The organism is Bacillus sp. ISL-57 (genome assembly GCF_018613135.1).
Lineage (GTDB): Bacteria > Bacillota > Bacilli > Bacillales > DSM-1321 > Peribacillus > Peribacillus frigoritolerans.
Genome location: NZ_JAGGQV010000001.1, coordinates 181,188 through 199,476, shown reverse-complemented (window position 1 = coordinate 199,476; position 18,289 = coordinate 181,188). Strand labels below are relative to the sequence as shown.

The window sequence follows — 18,289 nt, the reverse complement described above, 5'->3', positions numbered from 1 at the left end:
ATATTATTATATTCTCTTTTCAAGAAGTACGTTTCTTCATTTCATCATTTCCCGGCTGCAACCGTGGAAAACCAATCAGGATGGCAATGACGCCACAAAGTCCAATCAGGATTGGGTAATATGAATACGGCAAGATGCTTAACGGAGAAATTTTTGCTACCCCTGCTGCAACCAGCAGTTGTGCTCCATATGGGATCAACCCTTGGATACAACATGCAAAAATGTCAAGGACGCTCGCCGATTTCCGCGGATCAATCCCATACTTTTCAGAAATATTTTTGGCAAGTGGCCCGGCAATGATAATCGAAATCGTGTTATTTGCCGTTGAAAGGTTCGTTAAACCAACAAGCCCCGCAATGCTGAATTCCGCCCCTTTTTTTGATTTGCTATTTCGTGTCACTAAGTGGAGTAGATAATCGATGCCACCATTATGTTTGATTACAGCTACCATACCTGCAATTAAAATGGCAAGGAAGGAGATTTCATACATTCCCGCCATTCCTTCTCCAACTTTTTGAATGACACCCAACGGTTGATAACTACCATCTGCCAAGCCGATGATTCCTGCAAATACGATTCCGATGGAAAGGACCAAGAACACATTGACTCCTGCCAATGCAGTGACCAATACACAAAGATACGGAAGAATCTTCACCCAATCATAAGACTGTTGGGAAATGTCAGCCTGTTCACCCATCGTTAAAATTCCTAGGATGGCACATGTGATGATGGCTGCAGGTAAAACGATGAAAAAATTCACTTTAAACTTATCCTTCATTTTCGTTCCCTGAGTTCGGACAGCAGCGATTGTCGTATCTGAAATGAATGAAAGGTTATCCCCAAACATCGCACCACCAATAACGGCTGCCATTGAAAGGGCAAGTGAAATATCAGTTTGTTCACTAATCCCTACCCCGATAGGTGCGAGGGCAACAATCGTTCCCATGCTTGTCCCCATTGATAGAGAAATAAAACAAGCGATGATGAAAATCCCTACCATTAATAGATTTTGGGGGAAAACAGCTAAGGCAAGATTCACTGTTGATTCAACCGCCCCCATGCCATTGGCAACTTCGGCAAAAGCGCCGGCCAAAAGGAAAATGATTACCATTAACATGATATTGGCGTCCCCGGCACCTTTACAGAAGATATCAACCTTTTCATTGAATGTCTCTTTCCTATTCATCGCCAATGCAGCTGCCGATGCAATGGAAATCGCTACAATCACCGGAAATGAATAAAAATCTTTAGTGATGATTCCAGACCCAATAAATAAAATTAAAAATACGACAAATGGAATCAATGCCCATGGATTCCCTTTATTGTTTGCACTCATGATGTACACCTCTTTTTATTTTTCCCGCGACATGTGTCACAGCTCTTATTCTATTAACAGTTTTCGCAAATAACTCCAATTTGAACCTACCTGATTTTCCAGTCATGGAGCTGTAGCAAATAAAACTGGCATAAAAAAGACCCCTTCTATTTAACAACAAGAAGAGGTCTTTTAATTTATAAAAAACACCCTCCTTATCTTTCAGGCAAAAATCAGCCTGCTGGATTTGGCACAGCACTCCATTTAAGTCCGCTGCCGAGACATCTTCGGGCCAGTCCCTCCGTCTCTCTTGATAAGAAGATTACATTATATAATTTATCAAAAATTACGATGCCTGCCAGAAAAGTACCACGCTGGAAACTTGCCTGAGTTCGTGACATCGAAAGTCGTTTTGAAAAGCAAATATAACAGTACAGCATTTTTTCTATTTTCGCAAGGGTTAATTTTAAAGAATTTCACATGCACTCCTACTGTTCATAAAGAGAACTAAGTTGATTGGAACGGCAGGTGCAAGACTCCTGCGGGAAAAGCGAGTGCCTGGAGGCAACGTTCATATTGTACAAACCCAAAAAAATGCAGACAAACTTCGAGTTGCCTACATTCTGAAAGGTCTAATGACCTCTCAGCAAATTTGTTGGATTAGGTTAGGTGAATTATTTTTTGTCGAGTTCACATCAGTCGATACTTCAAATGCTTCCATTTGTTCCGAATCGAATGACTTTAAATACTTTTGCAGATATGCAGGATCATTAATGGAAGGATTCAACCAATCTTTTTCATCTTCTGGTTTTAGGATGACAGGCATGCGGTCATGAATGCTGGTCATTAGCTCATTAGGCACAGTTGTTATAACGGAGCACGAATAGATGCCGATACCTTCAGGAGATTTCCAGGATTCCCAAAGACCGGCCATTCCAAATGGAGCATGATTCTTCAGTTTTATTCGCATCGGTATTTTTCTTTCTGGTGTCTTCTTCCATTCATAAAAAGAGTCAGCGATTATCAAGCACCTCTTCTTCTTATACGCGTTCCTGAAGCTTGCTTTCTCAGCAATGGTTTCCGCTCTGGCATTGATCATTTTGTAGCCCGCTTTTTCGTCTTTTGCCCAGAAAGGAATAAGTCCCCACCGAAGATATCCAAGCCGGTTCCTTACCCCGTCATTAATGACGGAGAGCACGGATTGGGAGGGAGCAATATTGTAGCTGAATTGGTATTCCCCATCAAATGATCCCTGAATATCAAACCGTTCTTTTATCTCTTCTATGTCAGTGAAAAGAGTGAAACGTCCACACATAATATCGCCTACCGTATTAAGATTTATTACAGTGTATCAAATGGAACGGGCAGGCACAAATCAGCGTTCTAAAATCCTGATATCGGTAAATGGTTGATTAAATAATTCGCTGGAAATCAAAAGAGTGCCAAGGACTTCCCTTTCATCTTCAGCTTTAATGATTTCCGACAAAATTAAGGTACTGCCATTCCTTACCGTTACTTTATATTCATTCATGGAATCCCTCCTCAAAAACACTAGATGGTTGTTATTATAAACCAAAAGCCCACAAGTATCAGTATGGAACTCTGGCAGAGTCATGGTTCCTCAACCTAGATTGGTACATGCCATTATACTTGTAAGAGATGGTCGAACGCAGCAATGCATGGGACCATGAATCCTTTTAAGGAAGCACAAAAAAGACTGTCCATGAATGATCCATGGACAGTCTGGGTGCTGTCAAAGGTTTTTCGCTTTAATACAGAAGATAACATTGAGGAAAGCCACAACAGTCAATACGAAAAGACTTGAAGGACCGAAATGGAGTTGCCGCTATCCCATGTCCATTATTTAAAATGCAGCAAAACCTCATTTATTAAATGCCCTGCCAATGTAACGGTCTTATTATTTTCGTCCAATGAAGGGTTCACCTCAGAGATATCAAATGAGAGGATCTTTTCATTCGATACGATATGCCTAATAATGGCACGGACCAATTTCGGATCCAGTCCAAACGGCGATGGTGCACTTACCCCAGGTGCGTATGCTGAATCAATAACATCCGTACATAATGTAAGCATGATATAGTCATTTTCCTTAGCGAATTCATTTATCCTCCGCTTCGTTTCATCCATTTCGTATAATGACAAATCTTCTTCCAATATGTAGTCAACCTTACTCCTCTCGGCAGTTTCAAACAGTGCCTTCGTATTCCCCTGCTTCTGAATTCCGACACATAAATAGCAACAACTTTGATCTTCGTCCAAAATCTGCTTAAACATCGTGCCAGATGAAGTTTCATTTTCATAAGGTCTCATATCAAAGTGAGCGTCAATATTAATAATCCCTAGTCTAGCTTTTGGTCCAATGGATTTCCTAATCCCAAGATAATGGCCATACAGGGTTTCGTGACCTCCCCCAAGTATGATAGGAATCGCTTTACTCTCCAAAATCCGGGCAACAGCTGATCCCAGTTGAGATTGGGCGGCTTCCATCTCTGTACTTTCACATATTACATCGCCAGCATCCACCAGCTCGGTTTGGGAAGGTAAATGACAAGGTAATTTTGCCAACGACTGCCTAATATGATCAGGACCCTCGGCAGCACCAACCCTGCCTTTATTCCTTTTGACGCCTTCATCACATTTAAAGCCAATCAGTCCAAAAGTTCGTGATGCATTGGAAGAGGTGGCTAATTCCGAAATCGGTGCCAAGCGCACTCTTTGGTGGTATCTAAAGCTTTCGAGGTCAGTTTGGGAATCAATTCTTCCATTCCAATATTTTGAAGTCGGGTTAGTATACATAATTTCTCCTTTATTTTAAAAATTCCGAAATATCTTTCTTAAAAATTATAATGGAGATAATGTATAATTACCAATACAAAAATTTAATATTTTTATAGAAGGTATAGCCGTTTTCAGCGTAATTTATGATATTGACAGATATATCTGTTGGAGAATATCTTCCTCGTATCCGACATTGCTGCTCAAGCCATTAGATTTAGCAAGGAATTATCGATTTTGCCTATAAATAAAATCCACAAAAAGCCCAATTCCCCCGTGTTGCAAGCGAGAAATTGGGCTTTGGCATCATATAAAAGCGACCTTTAACAGAAGGCTCGATCTCAAAATGTCCTTACTAAACTTTAATATCAATTTTCAGTTACTGGCCCCTTATATGACCTAGTGACAGGGGATTTTGCCAAAATCCGCAAAGCATCATTATTTCAATGATTCTCCTAATTCGAATGATCTTCCTTATGATTGAAATATAATGAATTATAGTATTTCTATATAACCTTCTGTTCCATTTACTCGAATACGTTGCCCATCTTTTATCAGCTTGGTGGCATTTACCACACCGACCACGGCAGGTAAGCCATATTCGCGTGCGATGACTGCTCCATGGGTCATCAGTCCGCCAACTTCGGTGACGAGTCCTTTTATGGATACAAATAATGGTGTCCAGCTAGGATCGGTGAAGGTTGTAACCAGTATATCTCCATCTTCTAGATCTGCATCTTCCATGTTTAAGATGACGCGTGCTCTGCCCTCTATAACTCCGGAAGAAACCGATAGGCCTACAATAGCTTCGGCCATGAGATTGTCTCGTTTATATTCCCCTACAATGATTTCACCATCAGACGTGATAACACGTGGTGGAGTTAGTTTTTCATATAATTTGTACTCGTCTTTTCGTTTGCTGATCATCTGGTAATCTAGTTTATTTGTGCGTACGACTTCGTGAAGTTCTTCAAAAGTGAGATAATATATATCTTCTTTTTCATGAATAACGTTGGCTTGCACGAGTTGTTCGGCTTCCTTCAGTAAAGCCTGCTTATAAACGAAGTAGCGGTTAACCATTCCGTATTTTGGATATTCCCGATAACCGATGAAATTTCGGATTAGGCTGATCATTCGTTTTGTTTCTTTGGCTTTTTGTTCACCATCCGGTAATTTTTTCAATCGTTCTAATAGCTCTTGTTCTTTTTTCAAAGCTTCCTGTCGCCCTTGCTCAAATTTTCGATTGCTAGCATTAGGCTCAAAGTTTTTCATATTACTAAGTATCACAGGGACAAGTGTAGTTGGCTTTTCGCTCCAACGAATTTTAGTAATATCGATTTCTCCAGCACATCGCATTCCGTATTTGCCGAGATAATCATAGATGGCATCCTGGGTTTCCTGACCACCATCAAACTTAACCAGTTCATCCAGAAAATTATCATCTTTTACTTGTTGTAGATAATCAATTACTTCTGGATAAGGACGTATCACATCTGCGACATCCATTAGCGCCAGACCCATTTCTGAAGTAATATTGTTTGGTACAGATTGAGAAAGCGTGTCGGCTGCGTTTTTTTCACCTAACCACTTATTCATTTTTTCATTGATCCATGATGATGCATCTATAGCAGCCATAAACACAGCTGAACTTTGTGGGTCAAATAAAATCTTCTTTAATATCTGGATATCTTCCAGAATGAAATCAAATAAATCCGATCCTGATTTCGTTTGGATGTTTTGTTTTAATTCTTCTATCGATGTTTGACTACGGTTAATCAAATCAGAAACGATTGTCGGGTCGTTTTCAATTTGTGCACTAGAATGTCCAGACGGCACACTTTTATTGCTTTTACCGGAATTCTGTTCTTGCTTATCATTTGGTACGGATTTTATGAAATCCCCTCGCTCTATTATGTTAATGAGTGCATCTTTCATGAGCGGATCGTGTTGTCCCATGGCCTCTACTAACATTTTTCTGCTGTCAGGTGAAGTCACCATATGTGTGACATCTACAAACAACCTTCCGCCAGCTATGCGCATGGGTGCAGGAGTCGTCAACAGCCAAAAAGATAATCCCAATGGTTTCATGGCGTCAGTCATCATTTGTTGATGACCGACAGATACATAGACGTGATTCTCTTGATCATTCGCTTCAGGGATGGGGTATAAAGTAGTGATTGGACGGCTCTGGACAATATAAAATGTATCACCAACCAAACACCATTCGATATCTTGCGGCCAGCCAAAATGCGCTTCAAGCTTTCTGCCGATCCTTTCAAGCCCCAACACCTGCTCATCTGACAGGGTCGATAAAACCTGCTGCCCCGATTCAATTTCCTTTTCCACCGTTCCGCCTTCTTTTCGTGCATATATAGCCAACTTTTTGGCAGAAATGTTCTTCTCCACAATCCTACCTTCTTGCACTTTATAATTGTCCGCAGACACTAAGCCAGAGACAAGTGCCTCACCCAGCCCAAAGCTAGCATCGATCGAAAGCACCTTGCGGTTTGAGGAAACTGGATCAGCTGTAAATAGTATTCCGGAAGCTTGCGGAAAAACCATCCTTTGTATAACAACAGACAGATAAACCTTGCGATGGTCAAATCCGTTTTGCATTCGGTAAATCACAGCACGATCAGTAAATAGTGAAGCCCAGCACTTACTAATATATTGTAAAATTGCATCTTTTCCTTTGATGTTTAGATAGGTATCCTGTTGACCTGCAAAGGAGGCAAATGGAAGATCTTCGGCTGTAGCGCTAGAACGAACAGCATATGCATGCTCGAAGCCAAAAGTTAAGAGACATCGGTCGATATCTTCTTCGATCTCCTTGTCGATCTCGATTCCCTCAATCAGATCACGAATCTTCCTGCTAATTTCACTTATTCTTTTTCGTTCGTCCACTTTTTGTACTGCAAGCTGATCGAGTAATTGATGAAGCTCATCATTTTCCCCAATGACTCTTTTAAATGCCTCAGTAGTAACACAAAATCCTTCTGGTACAAGAATTCCATCAATCCTCGAGCATTCGCCCAAATTCATCCCTTTGCCACCGACCACCATTTGTTTCGTTTTATCGATCTCCCGAAAATCCAGTACATATGGTTTCATTTATTTCCCTCCCATTGAATCATATGACAAAAATCATTCATGTTATCAAGCAATCACGCTGTCCAATCGATCTTGGTCCTAGCGAAGTTCCATGTTCATATCAAACACTCCTTTAAAAAGGGATTGACAGAAAAGGATTTTATGCTGTATAATTATAATAGGGTATAATTTATACAAAATATAAAATCAGCGTATCTATATTAATCTATCACAGTTTCTCATATTTTTCAATGTATTTCCATGACCACAATTGTAGTAAATGCAAAGTCAGAAAACCCCTGTTTACAAAACAACTCACAAAAATGATTTCCAAATATCCAATCATTTATTGCTGCGTAAGGGGAAATACGGATGTACAACCTTAATAAACTCCAATAGTAAAAAGTCCGGTTTCTTAGCATTAAGAAATCGGGCTTTTTTAGATACTCCATTAAAGCGTCCGAGCAGTAATGGAGATTATTGAAATTTACACCTTCCCAAATAATAGTAAAGACTTTACAAAGAAGGATGTCTTCTGGTTTAGATTCAAGAATAGTTTTAATTGACAGTAAACATCCATGAAACATCAAATTTATCCTTCAACGAACCGTGAAGTTTCGCAAAGAATGTTTCATGAAGATCCATTTGTACGGATCCCTCTTCTTTTAATATGTTCCATGCCTTTCTAGCTTGTTCCTCCGAGTTAAGCTCCACACTTACAACCACTTTGTCACTATCATTCAATTTACGGTTTGAATCAGAACCCATTATAATTCCATCTTCTGTTAACCTTAATTGTGAGTAAAGAACAAGGTCTTTATCACTCTCTTCAACAGGAAAGTCTGGGCTTGATGGGATTTCACTATATTTTTGCATAGCAATAAGTTCCCCGCCAAATGCCTCAATATACAGTTTGAAAGCCTCTTCACATTCTCTGTTAAACATTAAATATGGTTTAATCATTTTCATTCTCCTTTGAATCAAGATTGGATTCCTTAATAATAACCGGTACCAAGATTATCATCGTTACAAGCATACACGAACATTAGTTCTGTTTCCAAATAAAAACTTCTGATCGTTCTTTTTTAAAATAAAACTTAAACCTATATCATTATGCACAAAAATGGCATTGTTATATTCTCGACGTACAGCATGGTAAACGGTTTCCAAATATAGAACGTGATTTCATCAACAAAACCTATAATGATATCCACAATGCGGCACTATCCCTGAACAAGGATCAGCGCTCATTTTTCATTTTAGGGGAAGGATATTTTTGGTACCGCCTCATGTAGGACAACAATACATTTCTTCTATATTATTTGACGGGAATATTCCTGTTTGTTTATATCTCACCCAAAGGACTATAATTCTAATAAATCGTGGGGTAAAGATGAATACTACCTTATTAATTACTCTTCGAGTGGGCATGGTGAACTCCATGGAAACGGCCCTTTCACCGCGGGAGAATATGCAGAACGACTTCAGATTCGGGACCCATCGGCATCCAAATATATAAGCGGGCTTCACAAATCGGGAGTAGTGGAATTTATGCGGAAGCAATTCGTCGAATTTACAAGCTTCGTCCAGAGCCCTTTAGCATTAAACATTTGGTTTGAACAGTATTGTGAAATACGGTAAGAAAGACTCGACATAAAATGATTTCAAAAACCGAAATCACCCACAGTTTCAATGCTCCTCCTGAGCTTGTATTTAAGGCTTTTACCGAATCAGAACATCTGCAGAACTGGTGGGGCCCAAAAGGATAGTCTTTTGATATTTCTAAGTTTGAGCTTCTAAAGGAAGGTGTCTTCCATTACAGCCAGACATCCCCTGATGTTTATGTAATGTGGGTCAAATTTGTTTATCATGAAGTGAATGCCCCGGATAAACTCGTTTACACCTCTTTCTTTTCTGATGAAATGGGTAACATCGTACGTGCTCCTTTTAACGACAACTGGCCATTGGAAACTCTCAATACTTTTACATTCACCGAGCATGGAGGTAAAACAATACTTCGGTGATTAGGGCACCTGTATCCCCAACCGGGAGAAAATCAAAACTTACGAGGAGTCGCAGGAAATGGTTCAGGAGGGCTTTTCAGGAACCTTCGTTCAACGGGCTGATTATCTCTCTACCATTTCATATGACTAAAAAACAACACCAGACCTCTCTATACATAGAGATTTCTGGTGTTGTCAAGTTTAGGTTCACTTAGTATTCAAGTTCCCGAGCAGACTTAGAAAAACAATCAATTCGTGACACTGCCATCTTCGTCCGGATCTTCAATATCCGCCTGATCTTTTTCCAATAGTGCCTCTTTGTCTTTTTCGTTCCATTTTGTTTTATACCCTAATGATTTCGCTACTCTTAACACAGGTAGATAAGATTTTTTATCTGGTTTAAATGATTCTAAATCCCCTGTTTGGATTACACCCAAACCTAGTAGCAATTTATCTGATTGGATATAGGGTTTTTCATCGATCAATTTCATTTGATCAGCTGTATAAGGATAAACGGCTCCATTCACTTTTAAGGTAAACGGTCCCTTTTTTTCTTCTTTTATTTCTTTTGGCTTTTTCGATTTATGGGAAACATTATACACACCTTGAACAGTTCCTTCTCTCGTATTATCGGCTCCTCCATACATTTTTCCCTTTTCATAATCATAAATAACAGCTTGCACATTTCCGATATGTTGCGGTTTTTCTTCATAAACATGGCCTTTTGCCATTAACTCCAGCCTTGTATTTTGTTCAATTCCCGGTTCCCACCTAACTGTCGGATAACCAGCTGAATAAATACGTGGCTTATATATGGCATCTTGAATGAGCATTTTATGATCAAGCACGTTCATGATCGTTTCTGATACCGATGCGATTATCGTCGCTCCTCCTGGAGAACCAATGGCCATGAAGGGATTTCCATCTTTTAAAACGAAAGTCGGGGACATACTGCTTCTTGGTCTTTTTCCTGGTTCCACCTGGTTAACTCCACCCGGTGTGGCATCAAAATCCGTCATTTCATTATTTAGCATGAAACCATAATCCGGTACCATGATACCTGAGCCGAATACTTGCTCGATTGTAGTCGTATAAGCAACCATATTTCCCCACTTATCCATTACAGAAAAGTGAGTCGTTTGTCCGATTGGGGTTTTCTCTTCATTTACCATCTTCATTGCAGTGGGTTCTTTGCCCTCATACTTCCATGGATCGCCTGCTTTGACATCAGCTGTTGATCTATTTGGATTGATGAGTTTTCTTCTTTCTTTAATATAATCTTCATCTAGTAGTCCTTCTGTTGGTACATCATAAAAATCTTCATCCGCCATATAGGCAGCGCGATCGGCAAAAGCAAGATGCATGGCTTCGGTTAGATGATGAAGATACTCAGGTGAGTTCGCCCCCATCTTTTCCACATCGTATCCTTCCATAAGCTCCAGGATTTGCAGCACAGTCAAACTGCCTGAGCTTGGTGAAGCTGCCCCTACCACTTCAAATCCCCTATATTCCGATTTAATCGGCTCTCTCTCTTTCACTTCATAGTTTTCCAAATCCTCAGTTGTCATTGTTCCTTCACGCTTTTGTACTTCTTTGGTAAGCGCCTCCCCGATTTCACCTTTATAAAAAACGTCAGAACCTTGTTTTTTTATTAACTTAAGAGTCTTTGCCAGATCTGGCTGAACGAGGGTGTCTCCCTCTTCCAACGGCTTTCCGTCTGGTACAAAAACTTTTGCAGCCGCTTGGTTATTTTTAAGCTTTGTTACATTTTCATCGATATATTGTGCCGTTGCCCAATTGACTTTTATCCCTTCTTCAGCCTGTTTAATGGCCGGGCCAGTGACTTGTGATAATTTCAATGTTCCATATTTCTCAAGAGAAGTCTCCACCCCCATCAGTGTCCCAGGAACTGCAACCGCTTTTCCTGATGTGTGCCGCTTACTAAAAGGAATAGGTTTTCCCTTTTCATCTAAAAAAAGTTCAGGCGTAACATTTTGAGGTGCCATTTCGCGATTTTCGATCATCGTTATTTTATTTTCCTTTTTATTATAAATCATGATAAAACCACCGCCGCCGATTCCAGACATCATTGGCTCAACTACATTTAATGATAATTGAATGGCAGCTGCTGCGTCGACTGCATTTCCACCTTGTTTTAGTATCTCTATACCCGCTTCAGCCGCTAACGGATGAGAAACTGATACGATTCCATTTGTAAAACCCTTTCCCATTGACCCATCCACTCCAGGAACACTTGCAAAAGCCGGTGTGATCATACAAAAGAAACTGAAAGTAACTAAAATAAAACTTTTTAAAAATTTCATGAATTAGTCTCCTTTCAAAATAAAACAAATTAGGGTTTAATCATAAGGCTGGTGGATACGAGCAGAATTCTCTAGTGGGAATATGCTGGTTGTCTCGATAAAAAACAGTCTGCACATTCCCATTTGGCGTTGCGTTCTCAATGATGTTTCACTTCAAAAAATCACCCCCTGAATGGTACAGCTGTACCCTTCACTTCCGGATTGAGGCTCAATTTTTCTCAATGCTTTGGTTATTTTCCAAGATTTTGGAGCTATCGTGATTGTCACTCTTCCAAAGATATTGTAAAGCCAGTAACACAATAAAAGCGGATATCCCAATGATGTCCGATATTGTTTCAGGATAGATCAATAGTAAACCTACGATTATGGCGAGGACTCTTTCTACCCAGTGCATCCCCCTCATCCAGTAACCTATGACCCCCGCACCGATGGCAATCATGCCGGACATTGCTGTAAAAACGACCCACGCAACCTCCATCCAAGTTGTATCGATCATTAGCATTTGCGGGGAGAGAACAAAAATATATGGAATGATGAATGCGGCGATGGCAAGTTTCGATGACTCAATCCCCGTTTTTATCGGCTCACCTCCCGCTACCCCTGCCGCTGCAAATGCCGCTAAAGCAACTGGAGGAGTTATATCTGCTATAATGCCAAAATAGAAAACGAATAAATGTGCAGATAGATCAGGAACACCAAGCAAAATTATCGCAGGCGCTGCAATCGTCGAGGTGATTACATAATTGGCAGTCGTAGGTGAACCCATACCTAATATAAGTGCCGCTACCATAGTGAGCATCAGTGTTGGAATCAAATATCCACCAGATAAATCGATCAACCCATTAGCCAGCTTAAGTCCTAGCCCAGTTTTCGTGACGATACCGACAATGATGCCCGCTGCTGCGGTTGCAGCTGCAACCGCAAGTGCTGTCCGGGCTCCATCCACCAATGCATAAATGATATCGATGAATTTCATGCGGACATCCTTGTTAATGAAACCTACAAGAACCGAGATGGCAATGGAATATAGTGCTGCATGTGTTACCGTGATATTCATCATGAGCAAAATGATAATGGCAAGAATCGGTATTAGTAAATAAAACTTGCCGAACACTTCCTTTTTACTTGGCATCTCTTCTTGAGTTAACCCTCGCAGCCCAAGTCGTTTCGCTTCAAAATGGGTCATGATCCAAATTCCTGAAAAATAAAGGATAGCTGGAATCGCTGCCGCCTTTGCTATATCCCAATACGTAATTCCATTCCCAATGAACTCAACCATCAAGAATGCCGCTGCCCCCATCACCGGAGGCATCAATTGCCCGCCTGTTGAAGCAGCCGCCTCCACTGCCCCGGCAAATTCCTTCTTATATCCAAGATTTTTCATCATCGGTATCGTAAATGCTCCTGATGTGACAACATTAGCCACTGAGCTCCCGCTAATCGTTCCTTGAAGAGCACTGGAAAAAATCGCAACCTTTGCAGGTCCCCCTATCCTTCTGCCGGCAATGGCTGTAGAAAGATCATTAAAGTATTGACCGACGCCTGTTCGGACCAGAAATGATCCAAACAGTAAAAATAGGAAGATGAATGTCGATGACACCGCTAACGGAGTACCCAAAATTCCCTCTGTCGAGAAGAACATCGTTTGCACCAGACGCTCCAGAGTCAAACCGCGATGAGCAAGGAATCCTGGCATATACTGTCCAAAAATACCATAGAAAATGAATAATATAGCAATGACCATGATAGGAAGACCAACTGCACGCCTGGTTGCTTCCAAAACCAGCAGAATGGCCATAAAACCGACCGCAAAATCCAATACGCCCAAACGCCCTACATTCATGACGATATCTTCGAAAAATAAGGGCCAATATGCACCTACCCCAATACTAAGGATCGCTAAAATGATATCGTACCAGGCAATTTGAAACTTTCCTTTTTCACGCTTCTTCCGGTTTGCGGGAAATAGTAAAAATACCAAGGAGAGTGCAAACCCTAAATGTATCGTCCGTTGGATTTGTGCTGTAAAAACGCCAAATATGGCAGTATATAATTGGAATAGCGAAAAAGCCAGGAGTCCAAAAAACGCAATGTGGCCCAAGACACCAGTTAATTTCCTTGTCCCGGCTTCTGGATCATATTTTTCCAATAACTCCTGCTGCTCTGCTTCGGTTAAATATTTGATTTTTTCATTATCAGCCACTAATCTTCACTCCCTTCAACTGTTCCCACAATGAAATTCTTTCCGATGAAATCCTGACCCATGTCCCTGGTTCCATAAAGTCTGCCAATGTGTATGTTTTTTCATCATATATTAATCGATGATTGGCTTTAACTTGTCCTACCCGTAAATCTATATAGGTGAAAGTGCGTTGCATATTTTTTATGAAGTAGGTACCGTCTTTTACTTCAAACACTTCCTCACCCTCTGCATTGGAAGGCATACCGACCGCAAAATCATCATAGGCAAGTTCGGTTTGTTCGATTTGCTTATCCGATAACCGATATGATTCCAAAACATCTGTGAGGTGGATGGAGTGTGTATATTTAATCTTGAATTCTTTTTCTTTTTTCAAAGGAAAGTATGCGACTAATTCCCCTTGGTCCTCGAAGGAAAAGGCTATTACATGCTTATAAGGAAAAAAGAATAAAAAAGCGATGAGCAGAGGTATAAGAAAAGCCATGAATTTCTTGAATATCATAGGCACCCCTTTCACAACAAGTGTCCCATTTAGAAAAAAATGAAGCCGATAGGCCACATAAAGCGAGCTACCGACCCAATTGCATTACTTGGAAACACCTTTTTCTTTAAAGTATTTTGCTGCCCCAGGATGCACTTCCATATCCCCTAATCCTTCAAGTGCAGTTTCTGCTGTAAGGAACTTGCCTTTTGCATGTGTGATTTGATCTGTGTTTTCATATATAGCTTTAGTCATTTCATAAACTAAATCTTTATCAAGATCCTTTGTAACCACTAACATCGCTTTAACTGCAACTGTTTTAACCTCGGAATTGATTTTGTACGTTCCACTTGGAATGGTATCTTCAGCATAGTATGGATACTTTTTAACCAATGCTTGAATTTTGTCCTCTGCAATAGGCAGGACCATGATATCATTCTGGACGGACAGCGCCTCGACTGCACCAGTAGGCGTGCCTGCCGTGATGAAAGCTGCGTCAATATTGCCTGCTTGGATTCCTTCAGTCGACTCATCAAAAGATAGATTTTGACCTTTAATATCTTTTTCAGACAAACCATGAATCTCCAGGATTTGCATGGCATTAATGTATGCACCAGAACCCGGAGCACCTACCGATACCTTTTTACCCTTTAAATCCTCGATTGATTTAATTCCGCTTTTCGCAGTCGTTACAATTTGAACAGTTTCAGGATATAAGGAGCTGATCGCCATTATATTGTCAATGGGTTTCCCATCGAACATTTCTGTTCCTTCAATTGCATATGCCGCGATATCCGTTTGCGAAAAGGCGATTTCAGCCTCTCCAACCCTTAATGTTTCCATGTTTTCGGCTGAGGCGCCAGATGTCTGAGGTGTTATATTCGCTTTTGTTTTATCGGAAATGATTTTTCCAATTTGTCCTCCAAGAGGATAGTATGTACCTCCCGTTCCACCAGTCAACAGGCTCAAGTTTTTGTTACCGCTTCCTGAGGCACCTTCATTACTGTCTTTACAAGCCGTGATAATACCGGTGACCGTCAAAATCATGACCAATAAAAAGCACTTATGAAATGTTTTCATAAAAATCCCCCCTCATGTATATTCATCATCTGCAAAAGATGATAATGTTATTATTCTACCGACCGACTCACTTTCCCTTTTTTTACAAAATTAGACACATCATCCATAAGAACTAGTAATACTTTAATAAGTTTTATAGAAATTAAAACACCAAGCTTAAATGTGTACAAAAACCTATTAAAAACAAGGGAAATCCGCTATCCAATAGTAATATTTTACCGTTTATTACTTATTATTCCTTTCTTTAAGGATAATATTGACTCTTCCATTTTAGAAATATATTATTGTTATAAACTTATAAGTAGATGTTATAAAATTACAGATTTTGTTTGGGAGGAAATTAAAAGTCTCCCCTTTCTTAACCTTGTATTTTCAAATCCGACTGAAGTGGGTGATTGTTTGAATTACCTATCCCTCCGCTATTTCATAGAGGTTTCCAACCATCTTAGTTTCAGTGAGGCTTCCAAAACCCTGCATATATCCCAGCCCGGACTTAGCCAACAGATTTCATCCCTCGAAAAACAATTAGGCTTTAAACTATTGAATCGAACGACAAGAAAAATTACATTAACGGAAGAAGGAGAATACATCTATAAAAAGCTTGCGCCTTCCTTTGAAGATATCGAGAAAACAGTGAATTACATAGTTGAAAACAAAACCATCCCCAAGCCTAAACTTAAGATTGCTACCGTACCCTCCGCAGCTAGTATATATATCCCAAAGTTATTGAAAAAGATCGTGGAGCAATACCCGGAAACAGAGTTTTACGTGCATGAAACAACATCTTCAAGAGCAGTAAAACTCGTAAACCAACAAAATTATCACATCGGTTTCATCCGAACGCCCATTCACGGTGACATCATCGCCAATGAAGGATTAAGCATGATTGAATTCATGAGGTTCCCTTTACAATTAGTCGTCTCCATTGATCATCCACTGGCCCAAAAAGAGGCCATAAATTTATACGAAGCAAAAGACGAACCTTTTATCCATTATGATGCCGTTCAAGCACACTCCCTTCAATTCCTTTTGGAAAAGGCTTGTCTGACGGCTGGATTTTCACCTAAAGAATTATGCAAAGGCTCTGAATTACTGACGATTGCCAATCTAATATCAAATAACTTAGGCGTAGCCCTCATGCCGAAAGATATGGTGAGTTTGTTGGGAATAAGCCAAATCAAAGCCTTGAACATCGAAAACTTGGAATTAACCAGTTCGATATCGGCAGTTTGGAAAAACACGGATGCCTCAATTCTGGCTAAGCATATTTTGAAAACGTTAGAGAATGATGATGATTTTAGCAAAATATAAGATTCTTGGTTGGGTAATTGCTGCGAAGCGAGGTAATTATAGTAAAATGAATGATACTTATCGGAGTTAAAAAGCCCCATTTCTCTTTTTATGACACTGAGAAACGGGGCTGTTAATATTGGATAATTTCACCTTTTAAACTACTTATTGGCGACGGGGTGTTCCCCCTTATATAACTTATGAAAACCTTATAAGAAACCGTGTGCTTATTTTTGATCCGTATTACCTGTAACTTTTATAAAGATTAATATTATGTAAAATCTCTATAGGGGCGTTACTTAAACCAATCTAAAAAGTCATATTAACCTGTTCCCTTGTTAAGCATCAAAACATGTATAGCTTCAAAATATATCAACTTTCCTTTTTTTCGATTTAAACCGGACAATCGAGACCCCCTATCCATCACTTTTTACATAAGGGACCCAGCCTATGTATTTAAGATTCTTTTTCTTAAGAAAAGTCTTGTTGTTAGAAAGAGGTCATCCAAATAATGAAGTACTATGAAGCGGCTGAACTTTCGCCAAAGGATCAATATAGGCTTTGGCATTGTTAACTGCCGTAGGACCTTCACCAAATCCGGAAGCAATTAATTTAACCTTTCCATCATACGTACAAATATCCCCAGCTGCGTATATGCCTGAAATATTTGTTTCTTGTTTGGAATTAACGATAATTGCATTTTTATTGATGTTTAGACCCCATTCTTTAATCGCTCCAAGAGAAGAGACAAAGCCGTAATTTATAATTAAATCATCTACGTCAACCACTTCTTTTTGTTGAGTCTTTGCGTGTTCTAAAACTATTTGAGTAATGTGATCTGTTCCTACCAATTCGGAGGGTATATAAGGTGTTTTGACCTCAACAGCGGAATTCACTAATTTTTCTACACTATGCTCATGGGCACGGAATTTATCTCTTCTGTGTATCAATGTTACCTTTTCGGCAATCGGCTCTAACATAAGGGCCCAATCAACAGCAGAATCCCCACCGCCTAGAATCACCACTTTTCTTCCTTTAAATCGGTTCATATCATTCACGAAATAATGCAAATTCTTATTTTCGAACTGTGTTGAATCTTCCAATTCTAGTTTACGAGGCTGAAAGGCTCCATTTCCAGCAGTAATGATCACTGATTTAGAGAAATGAGTATCGAGGTTTGTGGTGATCTTAAATGTTCCGTCTGCTTGCTTTTCCATTTGTTCAACTGCTTCTTCAAGACAAATGGTTGGTTCGAATACTTTCATTTGTTCTTTTAAATTCTCTATCAATTCCTGCGCCCTTACTTTTGGAAAACCAGCTATATCATAAATGAATTTTTCGGGGTAAAGAGCCGAAAGCTGTCCACCCAATTGAGGAAGACTTTCAAGGATTTTCACCTTCGCTTGCCTCATTCCGCCATAGAACGCAGTAAACAAGCCAACTGGGCCGCCACCAATAATGGTTATGTCATAGACCTTCTTTTCTTCTGTCAATGCAATCACTCCTTGTTCTTCTAGGTTGGTTGTTCATACTTAACGTGAATTACTGGCTGTAAGGGATAAACTTATAATGTTTCCACTCGTCATTCCAATTTTTCCGGTTCTAAAAATGATAAGATCTGTGAATATCCATCCTTTCAAAAAAACTAACTAGTGACGTCAGTTTCCTTAGTTTTAAAATCCATAAATCAGTTACAAATACCCCCATAGA

At 39.8% G+C, this 18,289-nt stretch carries 12 protein-coding genes, 1 pseudogene and 1 riboswitch; of the genes and pseudogenes, 2 read left to right on the top strand and 11 right to left on the bottom strand.

Going from position 1 to position 18,289, the window contains the following annotated elements:
• Positions 1-19 precede the first annotated feature (19 nt).
• The 6 genes from J7I90_RS00870 to J7I90_RS00845 all read right to left on the bottom strand — a co-directional run bounded on the left by J7I90_RS00870 (position 20) and on the right by J7I90_RS00845 (position 8,164).
• Positions 20-1,336, bottom strand: a complete 1,317-nt coding sequence (locus J7I90_RS00870) for a Na+/H+ antiporter NhaC family protein (protein ID WP_214767923.1) — start codon at positions 1,334-1,336, stop codon at positions 20-22.
• Positions 1,337-1,527: 191 nt separating this feature from the next.
• Positions 1,528-1,635: riboswitch (SAM riboswitch) on the bottom strand.
• A gap of 323 nt (positions 1,636-1,958) precedes the next feature.
• Positions 1,959-2,630, bottom strand: coding sequence for an SOS response-associated peptidase (locus tag J7I90_RS00865; protein ID WP_214767920.1), 672 nt, complete (start codon positions 2,628-2,630; stop codon positions 1,959-1,961).
• 60 nt (positions 2,631-2,690) lie between these two features.
• Positions 2,691-2,846: a hypothetical protein gene (locus J7I90_RS00860; RefSeq protein ID WP_153246094.1), complete on the bottom strand. Its 156-nt coding sequence runs from the start codon at positions 2,844-2,846 to the stop codon at positions 2,691-2,693.
• Positions 2,847-3,175: 329 nt separating this feature from the next.
• On the bottom strand, positions 3,176-4,132 hold the full coding sequence (hutG, locus tag J7I90_RS00855) for a formimidoylglutamase (RefSeq protein ID WP_214767917.1): 957 nt from the start codon (positions 4,130-4,132) through the stop codon (positions 3,176-3,178).
• A 474-nt stretch (positions 4,133-4,606) separates the two neighbouring features.
• A complete protein-coding gene (ppsA, locus tag J7I90_RS00850; protein WP_214767914.1) occupies positions 4,607-7,222 on the bottom strand; it encodes a phosphoenolpyruvate synthase in 2,616 nt (871 codons plus the stop codon).
• A gap of 537 nt (positions 7,223-7,759) precedes the next feature.
• On the bottom strand, positions 7,760-8,164 hold the full coding sequence (locus J7I90_RS00845; protein ID WP_214767911.1) for a VOC family protein: 405 nt from the start codon (positions 8,162-8,164) through the stop codon (positions 7,760-7,762).
• A 695-nt stretch (positions 8,165-8,859) separates the two neighbouring features.
• Between J7I90_RS00845 and J7I90_RS00835 the strand changes: the two are divergent.
• Positions 8,860-9,225, top strand: a pseudogene (locus J7I90_RS00835) (SRPBCC domain-containing protein).
• Positions 9,226-9,452: 227 nt separating this feature from the next.
• Here J7I90_RS00835 and ggt read toward each other — a convergent pair.
• The 4 genes from ggt to J7I90_RS00815 all read right to left on the bottom strand — a co-directional run bounded on the left by ggt (position 9,453) and on the right by J7I90_RS00815 (position 15,289).
• Positions 9,453-11,528 (bottom strand): gamma-glutamyltransferase, encoded by a 2,076-nt coding sequence (ggt, locus tag J7I90_RS00830; RefSeq protein ID WP_214767895.1) that lies wholly within the window; start codon positions 11,526-11,528, stop codon positions 9,453-9,455.
• A 208-nt stretch (positions 11,529-11,736) separates the two neighbouring features.
• Positions 11,737-13,731: a TRAP transporter permease gene (locus J7I90_RS00825; protein ID WP_214767892.1), complete on the bottom strand. Its 1,995-nt coding sequence runs from the start codon at positions 13,729-13,731 to the stop codon at positions 11,737-11,739.
• Positions 13,724-14,212 (bottom strand): DUF1850 domain-containing protein, encoded by a 489-nt coding sequence (locus tag J7I90_RS00820; RefSeq protein WP_251025031.1) that lies wholly within the window; start codon positions 14,210-14,212, stop codon positions 13,724-13,726. The genes J7I90_RS00825 and J7I90_RS00820 overlap by 8 nt, the downstream gene beginning before the upstream one ends.
• Positions 14,213-14,314: 102 nt before the next feature.
• Positions 14,315-15,289, bottom strand: a complete 975-nt coding sequence (locus J7I90_RS00815) for a TAXI family TRAP transporter solute-binding subunit (RefSeq protein WP_214767886.1) — start codon at positions 15,287-15,289, stop codon at positions 14,315-14,317.
• 387 nt (positions 15,290-15,676) lie between these two features.
• Here J7I90_RS00815 and J7I90_RS00810 point away from each other — a divergent pair, with 387 nt between their 5' ends.
• Positions 15,677-16,600 carry a LysR family transcriptional regulator gene (locus J7I90_RS00810; protein WP_214767883.1) on the top strand — a complete coding sequence of 308 codons (924 nt, stop codon included), beginning with the start codon at positions 15,677-15,679 and terminating at the stop codon, positions 16,598-16,600.
• Positions 16,601-17,079: 479 nt separating this feature from the next.
• On the opposite strand, the gene J7I90_RS00805 is transcribed toward J7I90_RS00810, so the two are convergent.
• Complete coding sequence (locus tag J7I90_RS00805) at positions 17,080-18,072, bottom strand: NAD(P)/FAD-dependent oxidoreductase (protein WP_214767880.1); 993 nt, start codon at positions 18,070-18,072, stop codon at positions 17,080-17,082.
• Positions 18,073-18,289: the final 217 nt, after the last annotated feature.

What these genes read in the sequence shown, in the direction of transcription:
- ggt (WP_214767895.1), bottom strand. Translation starts at nt 11,528, where the DNA reads ATGAAATTTTTAAAAAGTTTTATTTTAGTTACTTTCAGTTTCTTTTGT.
- J7I90_RS00815 (WP_214767886.1), bottom strand. Translation starts at nt 15,289, where the DNA reads ATGAAAACATTTCATAAGTGCTTTTTATTGGTCATGATTTTGACGGTC.
- J7I90_RS00820 (WP_251025031.1), bottom strand. Translation starts at nt 14,212, where the DNA reads ATGGCTTTTCTTATACCTCTGCTCATCGCTTTTTTATTCTTTTTTCCT.
- J7I90_RS00865 (WP_214767920.1), bottom strand. Translation starts at nt 2,630, where the DNA reads ATGTGTGGACGTTTCACTCTTTTCACTGACATAGAAGAGATAAAAGAA.
- ppsA (WP_214767914.1), bottom strand. Translation starts at nt 7,222, where the DNA reads ATGAAACCATATGTACTGGATTTTCGGGAGATCGATAAAACGAAACAA.
- J7I90_RS00870 (WP_214767923.1), bottom strand. Translation starts at nt 1,336, where the DNA reads ATGAGTGCAAACAATAAAGGGAATCCATGGGCATTGATTCCATTTGTC.
- hutG (WP_214767917.1), bottom strand. Translation starts at nt 4,132, where the DNA reads ATGTATACTAACCCGACTTCAAAATATTGGAATGGAAGAATTGATTCC.
- J7I90_RS00845 (WP_214767911.1), bottom strand. Translation starts at nt 8,164, where the DNA reads ATGATTAAACCATATTTAATGTTTAACAGAGAATGTGAAGAGGCTTTC.
- J7I90_RS00860 (WP_153246094.1), bottom strand. Translation starts at nt 2,846, where the DNA reads ATGAATGAATATAAAGTAACGGTAAGGAATGGCAGTACCTTAATTTTG.